Source organism: uncultured Kiloniella sp. (assembly GCF_937128705.1).
Taxonomy (GTDB): Bacteria; Pseudomonadota; Alphaproteobacteria; order Kiloniellales; family Kiloniellaceae; genus Kiloniella.
Map to the genome: position 1 here is coordinate 1 of NZ_CAKZMP010000064.1, position 10,082 is coordinate 10,082.

Below are 10,082 nucleotides of genomic sequence, written 5' to 3' on the forward strand. Positions count from 1 at the left end.
GTTTGTTGGGTTTCGCTTCAGCAATAAAATAGTTCGCCAGCTCACCTGAACTAGACGCTACTATGATAAAGTCTGAATAAGGGCTGTCGCAGAGATAATCGCGCTTTACTGGGTTTTCGTAAATGGAATAAACATTACACCCTAATGTCAAGGCTTCCAATATACCTAAATAGCCACTTGTAAAACAGCATAATGATCTATGCATATAATATTGAGGATTATCTACAAATCCCGTGAAATGAACATCAGCGTCGTTTGAAATAGCATCGTGTAGTTTTTTCTTCAAACTGCCATCTCCGCATACACAAATATTCAGACGTCTTGTACTCCTATGACATATCTCGCGTAAAGCTTCGATATAAGCATTGATCCCTGCGTCTTCTTCTAGTCTTCCCAGAATACATATATCGTATTCTTTTTCTTGTGTCTCTTTTGTTAATGATGTTGCGCCATAAATAGTTTCATCTGATTTCACTCTAAACCACTTATTCACAAAACTTCCTACCGTAATTACTCCACTAGCAACTTTAGGTACTCCAGTTGAAACTCTTTCAATCTGTTCAACGGGAATGGGGTATTTTCCTCCCCAACCATGTAATGTGATAACTGTCTTCGATTGCTTTAACAAAAATGCAGGAATACTTTCTATTGAGTAAAGACTATGAATATGGATGACGTCAGCATTGCGATATAAAGAATGATTACGTAAATGCCAGAGTTTTACCCGCAATGGTGATCGATGCGAGGGAAAGCGCGCTACCTTTATATTATCTATTACTTCATAATTGCTAAGTATTTTATCATTTATATAGTTTAATCTATGTAATACACTCGAATACTTATCTTCCCAAGGGTATTTAACCATTCTTGCTTTTACGGGGTTTAGTTCAACATATTTGATTGCATTTAATAAATGATTATCATCTAAAGGTGTTGAGTAAAATCTTGATTGAAACAAGTGCCCTTTTACTTTTTGTCGCAAAACGCCATCCTGAGAGCTTATTTTTCAGGAAGATATAAGAACTTATTCGTTAATACTTATTTGTTATCTTTCAGGTTAAGTTTGGTCGATCTGATGGGTGGCAAATAGTGATTGTGTTTTGAGTTCGAAATTTAAGAAAATGGCTGAGAGTAGAAGTATATATCCTGCTGTTTTTGAGCCAGATCGCCTGCGTTTGTATGGATGTTTTATTTTAGGGATCTGCTTGTTCCGGGCGATTGCCCTGATATCTTCTTTCGATAACATGCTGGATACGGACAGCAGTCCGGCAGGTTATGATTTTATAACTTTTTGGTCGGCAGGTTATCTCGCTCTTTTGGGGGCGCCCGAAGCTGCATTTGTTCGGGAAAGGATCGTTGAGATACAACAGTTGGCGGTGCCTGGGAATCAATCCGTATTCTTGTGGCACTATCCACCGACTTTTATGTTGTTATCTAGCGCTTTTGCGACGATCCCATATCTTGCGTCATATTTTTTGTTTATCGGTAGCAGCTTTCTTTTCTACGTATATTCATTAAAGCGATTATTTGACCACCCCTATGCAATTTTACTGATTGTTGCCTATCCGGCAGTGTACCTGACGATGGTTCACGGGCAAAATTCGTTGTTAAGTACAGGTTTACTTGCCTGTGCCATTTTTTATTTTCGATCCAAGCCTCTTCTCGCGGGGGTGTTTATCGGATTATTAGCCTTTAAACCACAATTGGGCGTTCTTATTCCACTGGTGCTCCTTGTCTCTCAACAATGGCGGGTATTTTTCTCTGCGGCCTTAACTACAAGTCTTTTTGTCGGGCTGTCTTTTGCCGTATTCGGCTGGGAGCTATGGGTAGTATTTTTCCAGAACATGTCGGTGGTTAAGTCTGTTATGGGGCAGGGACTTTTGCTTTCTGAAAAAATGCCAAGCCTATATATAACGCTTAAAATGATGGGTTTTGCCGATGGCTTTTCTTATGGGGCGCACTGGGCGATGGCCTTTGTCGTGGTAGCTGTTCTTGTGTGGCTTTGGTACCGTTGTGGCTCTACGAATATGGCTTTTGCTGCGCTTATCTCTGCAACGTTATTAATTCTTCCGTACCTTTTTGATTATGAAATGACGCTCCTCTCAATTCCAATCGCTTTACTTGCGATGGATGTCGCACAAAAAGGCGGCGCGATATGGGAAAAAACTATTCTTGTCTGCGGGTTCGTGACTCCGCTGATTCTTGCTGGCATAGGGCAGAATTTTAATATTCAAATAGGTTTTCCTGTCATTCTTGCTTTGTTTGTTTTGGCGGTTTCACGTGCTGTTTCAGAACTGAGAACAGAAAGAGCTTCTTAACCAGGCTTTCCATCCAGTCTTGGCTGGCCCATTAAGGGGATGAAGTTAAGCAGATAAAGGCCAAAAGCAAGAACCCAAAAGAATGATGATAGGTACAGTAATTGTTCCGAGAAATCGCCCTCAATAAAGGGCTGGATGACACGAAAAATTGCAGAGAAGGTCAGCGCCCATAATGCCGTTGTCAGATACAGGTTCGTTTTAAGAGCGCTACCCGTATGGCCTAGGCCGGCACGGGCCGTGACCACAAGGATCATCGTGCCAATAGCCCCTGCGGTTAGTGCGTGAAGGGCGCTTTCCCAGAAGTAACCGTAAGCGAGAAAACCATAAGCTTTAAGCGTTAAGCCAATAGGGATCCATAGATAGGCAATGTGCATCGCCCATAACAGGGGATCAGATAGGGTCATCCAACCTTTCCAGAAATAAAGGCGGGCGAGATGTAATCCTGCAAGCAGGGCACAAAAGTATGCAAACAAATAGGGCCAATTATCAGCAACGAATAGATCGCCAATCATCATTATCGCTGTGCCGATAATGCACAGGATGCTGAGTTTACCAGGAGCAACTATGTCGACGGATTTTCCTTTTGCAGCGAGGGCGTTACGGGTAAAGGCGGGAATGATGCGCCCGCCTATAATAGTGATTAAAAGTACCAAAAGAGATATGGCTGCTTCTAGAACAGTTCTTGATGAATGCGGTACGATTCCTGTACCCGAGAGATAAAAACACAGATTGAAGGTGGCAAGTATCATAAAGATTCCCGGCAACATGAGGTTCCGTTTGTTCCCGGTTTTAATGAGTATTCTTGCCGTGTAGATTGCTAGAACAGGAAGGAAAAGAAGGTCAAGAGTGGCAAGGAAGTTATACGGGAGAGATGTTCCGGCCCACAGGGATAACCTTCCAATGAGCCAGAGGCTAAAGAGAGCTATTAATGGTTTGCCAGCTAAAGGTGCCGTATTTGTCCAGTTCGGCATGGCTGTGAGTATGAAGCCAGCTATTGCAGCAACGCCAAAGCCATAGATCATTTCATGGCCGTGAATGAGTGACGGGGCGATGTGCGTTTCATAATCGATGATCCCTGCAAGTATCAGCACCCAGAGCGACAGGACAATCAGAGCATATAGTGCTCCGGCTGTGAAGAAGGGTCTAAACCCCGCCCGCCAAAAGGGTGAACTTGCTGAAATCATGATATCAATGTTCCTTATGGTTATTCTTTATCATGTATATTATATGCATCTATAATGCTATGTGACAGAGCCGCGCAGTTTAATTTTCATAGACAACGTATTTTTATTACAAATTGGTTTGTTAAACCGCTTGCGAGTAAGTCATTTCTCTTGACCCATGGTATTCGTCAAACAGGGCGCAGACGGCTCTGACCAATGCCCTTGCATCATGTTCTACAATGATAACCCCATTTTGATACCGGGCTATTTTATCATCGACAAAAGTCTGCAAGGCACTGATTTCGTAGTCGAACTCGTCAATTGAGCTTTGAAATTTATTGCAGATATCAATCAAATCTACCTCATGATAACACATAAGCTGTTCGATAATTGCGGCCCGTAATTTGTCCTGACCTTTGAAAGGAATAGATTTGGCGACGGCAAAATTTCCACTATCAATCGCGGCACGATAGTTTCTGATCGCGACGATATTTTGGACAAACCCGCTTGGAAGCGCACCGATAGAAGATGCGCCAAACCCGATCATCGCGTCTGCTTTATCTGTCGTATAACCTTGGAAGTTACGTCTTAGGGTTCCGTTCTTAAAAGCAATAGCCATGGGGTCATCAGGTTTTGCAAAGTGATCCAGACCAATCCGGACAAAACCATAACTTTGTAATAACTCCGCCGCGGCTTCCTGTTGCTCAAACCTTTCGTTGAAATCGGGGAGGACTTCTTCGGGGATGAGGCGCTGATGAGGTTTTAATGAAGGAATGTGCGCATAGCCAAAGAGGGCAATGCGTTCCGGGGCCATGGTCATGACTTGACGAATGGTTTCCAAAACTGATTCTACCGTTTGATAAGGCAGGCCATACATCAAATCCATGTTGATGCCGTGGACGCCTTCTTCATGCAGCCAATTAGCGACCTTTGCTGTTTGTTCAATTGGTTGAATACGGTTAATGGCTCTTTGTACTTTGTCTTGAATATCCTGGACCCCAAGGCTGGCACGGTTGACACCACCCTGCGCCCAGGCTCTGATCGCCTCTTGGCTTATATCCCTAGGATCAATCTCGACTGCTATTTCTGCATCATCGGTAAAGGTGAAGGCTTCATGGAATGTCTGAAAGAGTTCTTTTACATCTTCCGGTACTAAAATGGTTGGGCTGCCACCACCAAAATGCATATGATTAACCGGCCGTCCCCGGCCCGTGACATCTGCGGTCATAAGGATCTCTTTTTGCAAAGATCCCATGTACTCTTTTATTGGTTTATATTTTTGGGTGATCTTGGTGTGGCACCCACAAAACCAGCAGAGGCTATCGCAATAAGGGATGTGAGAATACAGAGAGAGTGGCATCTCTTTTGGAATAGCCCGCAGCCAGTCAGTGTAGGTACTGGCCTCAAAGTCGGGCTTAAAAAGATGTGCCGTAGGATAGCTCGTATAACGAGGAACCCCTTTGTCGTATTTTTGTATGATCTCTGTTTTCATAAACCATGGAATATCCGAACTGTGATCAGCTATCCTTGATTTATGTCAAGAAGGAGGAGTGAGGCTTAATCAGAGATGTTTATTGGCTTAGGGATGCTTTGTCTTTGTCTGAGATATTTTTTTGACGCTGACGTATTTCTTTCGGCCATTTACTTTTGATAAAAGCCAGAACTTTGTTTATCTCTGTATCGCTGAGAGTTTTATTAAATGCAGGCATGTTGCTGTTGAAACCTTCCGGGGCGATGGCTGCGCCGCCAAATTTTGTTATATGAAAAAGTATGCGATCTGGGTGGTGCCAGGTATGCCCGTCTTTATTATGAGGTGGTGCACGTAGAGATCCATCTTCTTTTGGGCTACGCCAGTTGGTTTCCCCTTCAAGTTGGATGCCGTGACAGGATGCACAATTTTGTTGATAAAGCTTTCCGCCCTCAACAATATTTCCCTCATCAATATTTAATGTATTGATGAAATCAGAAGCCAAAACCTTATTGTCTGTTTCCGATTTTTGAAAAAGATCAGGGGAGTAGAAAATAAAATAACTCCCCACTATAATACCTATTGCAACTGAGAGGATTATTTTGTGGCACGTTAAAAATTGGCGTTGGAAATGTCCCCAAAAACGAAAGGCCATTGTAATAATCCCTGTTCAGCTTAACTGTAGTACGTAGAGAATATAATGACAGGATCATAAATGTTCCTCCCAATGTAAGCTCAAGGGAAAAAAGACAAACCACACTATTAGTAAATGCTAATGATAAACTTAACTCGTTCTTATTTTGTGTCGCGGCATATATTGCTTTTTATCCCTAACGAGGTAACTTAACATTGCATAAGATAAGTAGATGAGAAGGCTTTGTTGGTTCCTCAGATCTAAAGTGATCTAGTTACTGCAAAACAGGAAAAAGCCCCATCTGGAGAGACGTACACCCGCAAGAGGAGATTAAATTGGCTCTTGGTAAGGACACCCTGAATACTCGCCGCCAGCTTAATGTAAATGGCAAGACATACGACTATTATAGTCTCGAGGAAGCTTCCAAGACACTCGGGGATATATCCCGTCTGCCTTTTTCTCTGAAAGTACTTTTGGAAAACCTGTTGCGGTTTGAAGACGATCGCAGTGTCAAGGTTGATGACATCAAAGCGATGGCTGAATGGCTGAAAGATCGTACGTCGGATAGTGAAATTGCCTATCGCCCTGCACGTGTTCTTATGCAGGATTTTACAGGGGTTCCAGCGGTTGTTGATTTGGCCGCTATGCGGCAGGCTATGGTTGAAATGGGTGGGGACCCCAAGAAGATCAACCCTCTTTCCCCTGTCGATCTTGTTATTGATCACTCCGTAATGGTTGATTCGTTCGGCGGCGCAGATTCATTCCAGAAAAACGTTGATCTGGAGTTTGAGCGTAACGGAGAACGTTATTCTTTCCTGCGCTGGGGACAAACTGCTTTTGATAACTTCCGCGTTGTCCCCCCGGGAACAGGTATTTGCCATCAGGTGAACCTTGAAAATCTTGCACAGGTTGTTTGGACCAAAGAAGAGAATGGCTCTACGGTTGCCTACCCTGATACGTTGGTGGGGACTGATTCCCATACAACCATGGTAAATGGCCTTTCCGTACTCGGTTGGGGTGTCGGCGGTATCGAAGCAGAAGCTGCAATGCTGGGACAGCCTGTTTCCATGGTAATCCCTGAGGTTGTTGGTATGAAACTTACCGGCAAGATGAAAGAGGGAACAACCGCGACAGACTTGGTCTTGACCGTTACTGAAATTCTTCGGGCCCATGGTGTTGTTGGTAAATTCGTTGAGTTCTATGGCGCAGGTCTTGATAATTTGACGTTGGCTGATCAGGCGACAATCGCAAACATGGCGCCGGAATACGGGGCAACCTGTGGCTTCTTCCCGATTGACGCAGAAACTATCAGATACCTCAGCTTTACCTGTCGTGATGCTGATCGTGTTGCTTTGGTTGAAGCTTATGCTAAGGCACAGGGGATGTGGCGTGAGACAAACACACCTGATCCGATCTTTACATCTTCACTAGAACTTGATCTTTCAACGGTTGAGCCAAGTCTTGCCGGACCAAAACGTCCACAAGATCGTATTTCTCTCAGCAATCTTGCACCAAAATCTATCGAGCTGATCGATGAAGCTTTGGGAGATAAGGCAGGTGATAAATCCTCTGTTGAAGGTAAAGATTACGAGCTGAGCAATGGTGATGTAATGATCGCAGCCATTACCAGCTGTACCAATACTTCGAACCCATCGGTACTTATCGGTGCTGGTCTTGTCGCGAAAAAAGCGGTTGAATTGGGCCTGACTTCGAAACCTTGGGTTAAAACATCTCTGGCACCCGGGTCACAGGTTGTGACTGATTACCTCGAAAAAGCAGGACTTCAGGATTACCTCAATCAAATAGGTTTTGATCTCGTTGGCTATGGTTGCACCACCTGTATCGGGAATTCTGGCCCGCTTGCCGACGAGCATATTGTTGCCATTGATGACAAAGAATTACAGGTTGCTGCGGTTCTGTCCGGAAACCGTAATTTCGAAGGCCGCGTTAGCCCGCAGACACGTCTGAACTATTTAGCGTCGCCGCCGCTTGTCGTCGCCTATGCGCTGGCAGGTAATGTAACCATTGATCTTTTGAACGATCCGATTGGGCAGGGCAAAGATGGTCAAGATGTTTACCTGAAAGACATCTGGCCGACATCACAAGAGATACAGGAAATTTCTAACGTTGCGCTAACACCGGAAATGTTCAAAGAGCGTTATGACAACGTTTTTGAAGGTCCCCAGCAATGGAAAGAAATTGAAACGGCGACTGGGTTAACTTATGACTGGAATGACCAAAGTACATATGTTCAGTATCCGCCATTCTTTGAAGGTATGAGCAGGGAAGCTGGCGATCTCAGCGATATCGCTGGCGCGCGTCCTCTTCTGGTTCTTGCTGACAATATCACAACTGATCATATTTCGCCTGCGGGTGCGATCAAAGCTGATAGCCCGGGGGGTGAATATCTTACTAGCCACCAGGTACGTCCAATCGACTTTAACTCTTACGGGTCTCGTCGCGGTAACCACGAAGTTATGATGCGGGGCACCTTTGCCAACATTCGTATTAAAAACGAGATGGTACCGGGTACAGAAGGCGGCTTTTCTAAATACAAAGGCGAAGTTATGCCAGTGTACGATGCAGCCATGAAGTACATCGATGATGGCACGCCGCTTGTTGTCTTTGGGGGTAAGGAATACGGCATGGGGTCGTCACGTGACTGGGCCGCCAAGGGAACCCGTTTGTTAGGTGTTAAGGCAGTTATTGTTGAAAGTTTTGAGCGTATTCACCGTTCCAACCTTGTTTTCATGGGTGTCCTCCCGCTTGTCTTCAAAGATGGTGTAACCCGTGAAACGCTTGGTATTACTGGGGATGAAACGATTGATATTTCTGGTGTTGAAAATGGTATTACGCCGGGTATGGATGTTGACTGTCGTATCAGCCGTCCGGATGGTTCGATCGAAGATATTAAGCTGAAGTGCCGTATTGATACCGCAGATGAAGTCGAATATTTCCGCCATGGTGGTATTCTTCACTATGTACTGCGTAACTTGATCAATGATGAGACTTAAACCACTTGTATGAGTGATAGAAAGGCAGTCCATTGGGCTGCCTTTTTTTGTTGGTCAGGATGGAGTCAAATTAGATATCGAGGGCAAACCTTGTTTTGCTCGTGTAAACTTGCCTTGCTCGCGCAAACTTGAGGTTGACGTGACTGGAGCTCTCGCTGAAAGAGGCATAGTCTTTGAATATGAAATATTTAAAGACTCTATTTAAACGTCCGTTTGTGCAAGTTGCTTTTGTTGCGCTTGGCCTCTCTTCAGCTTGGGCTTACATGGCCATAAGTGGTACGTCTAGCGAGTTGGTTCGGGCTGCGGAAAAACGCTTGGCTCAAGGACAGTTGGTTGCACAGGCTGCGAATGTTGCGGGACTTTCCGAAACAGCACCTGTGGTTATTGAGCTCTTTACGTCGCAGGGCTGTAGCTCCTGCCCGCCAGCCGATGCGCTTTTAACTGAGCTTGCTGATCAACCCGGAATTATTGCCCTGTCGTATCATGTTGATTATTGGGACTATATTGGATGGAAAGATCCTTTTTCGAGTCCGGAAGCAACGCAACGTCAGCGTGATTACGGTTCCACCATGTCGTTACGATATGTCTATACGCCACAATTGGTTATTGATGGACGTGAAGAATTGGTGGGATCACGTCGGGGCGATGTTCTGCTTGGGTTAGAAGAAGCTGCCAGAACGGGTAAGGCTGTATCTCTATCTGTTGCAGGTAATGCCTTGTTTGAGCCAACAGTAAATTTCAGTAACGAGCTTCCTCTTGGCGGATCGGCAACCTTGTGGGTGGCGGTCTTTGATGAGCAACACGAAACAGAAATCCAACGAGGTGAAAACAAAGGGCTGTTTATGGTAAACAAACACGTCGTTCGCGGGTTTGAACGCGCTGCTGAATGGAATGGGACAGATGCCTCAGTCTCGTTTAGCTTTGCTTCGCTTGGGTTATCTCCGAAAGATGGATATGCCTTGTTACTACAAGATGGTCTTGGTGGTGCAATTCTTGGGGCCGTTTTAAACGAAAGTAACCCGAGTTAATTCCTGTCCAAATTGGGTTAAAAGTCTTTATCTTGCGAACGAAAAAAGGCGGTTGAGATTTCTCAACCGCCTTTTTTCGTTCGCAAGATAAAGAGAAGGGCTTATGAAAGACCCTTGCCCATGACACGGGACATGCGTTGCGCAAATGTCGCAGCATCGGATGGAATCTGACCTTCGAGAATTCTCGCCTGATCCAGCAAGAGCCAGGCAATGTCTTCAAGCTCTTTGGCCGCGCCGTCTTCTTTGATCAGGGTAGAAAGACGTTTGACCAGATCGTGTTTCGGGTTGATTTCAAGAACCCGTTTACTGGCTTCATCGACCTGCTTATGACTGCGTAGAATACGTTCCAGATGGATATCCATGTCGCCTTCATCGGCAACCAGACAAACAGCTGAGTCCGTCAAACGCTCTGAACTGCGGATATCTTTTACTTCCCCTTCGAGGGTTAGTTTCATAT

7 protein-coding genes and 1 pseudogene are annotated in these 10,082 nt (G+C 44.9%); 3 read left to right on the top strand and 5 right to left on the bottom strand.

The window, feature by feature from the left end; translation table 11 throughout:
• Positions 1 to 982 (bottom strand): glycosyltransferase (locus Q0241_RS03560; RefSeq protein WP_299373173.1); only part of this gene is annotated, 982 nt, incomplete at its 3' end.
• Positions 983 to 1,121: 139 nt separating this feature from the next.
• Here Q0241_RS03560 and Q0241_RS03565 point away from each other — a divergent pair.
• Positions 1,122 to 2,318, top strand: a complete 1,197-nt coding sequence (locus tag Q0241_RS03565) for a glycosyltransferase family 87 protein (protein WP_299373176.1) — start codon at positions 1,122 to 1,124, stop codon at positions 2,316 to 2,318.
• Here the strand turns inward: Q0241_RS03565 and Q0241_RS03570 are convergent.
• From Q0241_RS03570 to Q0241_RS03580, 3 genes are all read right to left on the bottom strand, one after another.
• A complete protein-coding gene (locus Q0241_RS03570; protein ID WP_299373179.1) occupies positions 2,315 to 3,502 on the bottom strand; it encodes an NnrS family protein in 1,188 nt (395 codons plus the stop codon). The two genes, Q0241_RS03565 and Q0241_RS03570, sit on opposite strands and share 4 nt — an antisense overlap.
• A gap of 121 nt (positions 3,503 to 3,623) precedes the next feature.
• On the bottom strand, positions 3,624 to 4,973 hold the full coding sequence (gene hemN, locus Q0241_RS03575) for an oxygen-independent coproporphyrinogen III oxidase (protein ID WP_299373181.1): 1,350 nt from the start codon (positions 4,971 to 4,973) through the stop codon (positions 3,624 to 3,626).
• 79 nt (positions 4,974 to 5,052) lie between these two features.
• A complete protein-coding gene (locus Q0241_RS03580; protein ID WP_299373184.1) occupies positions 5,053 to 5,604 on the bottom strand; it encodes a cytochrome c in 552 nt (183 codons plus the stop codon).
• A 314-nt stretch (positions 5,605 to 5,918) separates the two neighbouring features.
• Here Q0241_RS03580 and acnA point away from each other — a divergent pair, with 314 nt between their 5' ends.
• Positions 5,919 to 8,597 carry an aconitate hydratase AcnA gene (gene acnA / locus Q0241_RS03585; RefSeq protein WP_299373187.1) on the top strand — a complete coding sequence of 893 codons (2,679 nt, stop codon included), beginning with the start codon at positions 5,919 to 5,921 and terminating at the stop codon, positions 8,595 to 8,597.
• A gap of 179 nt (positions 8,598 to 8,776) precedes the next feature.
• A complete protein-coding gene (locus tag Q0241_RS03590; RefSeq protein ID WP_299373190.1) occupies positions 8,777 to 9,625 on the top strand; it encodes a thioredoxin family protein in 849 nt (282 codons plus the stop codon).
• Positions 9,626 to 9,726: 101 nt separating this feature from the next.
• On the opposite strand, the pseudogene Q0241_RS03595 reads toward Q0241_RS03590, so the two are convergent.
• Positions 9,727 to 10,082, bottom strand: a pseudogene (locus Q0241_RS03595) (molecular chaperone HtpG); the annotation flags it as partial.

What these genes read in the sequence shown, in the direction of transcription:
- hemN (WP_299373181.1), bottom strand. Translation starts at nt 4,973, where the DNA reads ATGAAAACAGAGATCATACAAAAATACGACAAAGGGGTTCCTCGTTAT.
- Q0241_RS03580 (WP_299373184.1), bottom strand. Translation starts at nt 5,604, where the DNA reads ATGGCCTTTCGTTTTTGGGGACATTTCCAACGCCAATTTTTAACGTGC.
- Q0241_RS03590 (WP_299373190.1), top strand. Translation starts at nt 8,777, where the DNA reads ATGAAATATTTAAAGACTCTATTTAAACGTCCGTTTGTGCAAGTTGCT.
- Q0241_RS03570 (WP_299373179.1), bottom strand. Translation starts at nt 3,502, where the DNA reads ATGATTTCAGCAAGTTCACCCTTTTGGCGGGCGGGGTTTAGACCCTTC.
- Q0241_RS03565 (WP_299373176.1), top strand. Translation starts at nt 1,122, where the DNA reads ATGGCTGAGAGTAGAAGTATATATCCTGCTGTTTTTGAGCCAGATCGC.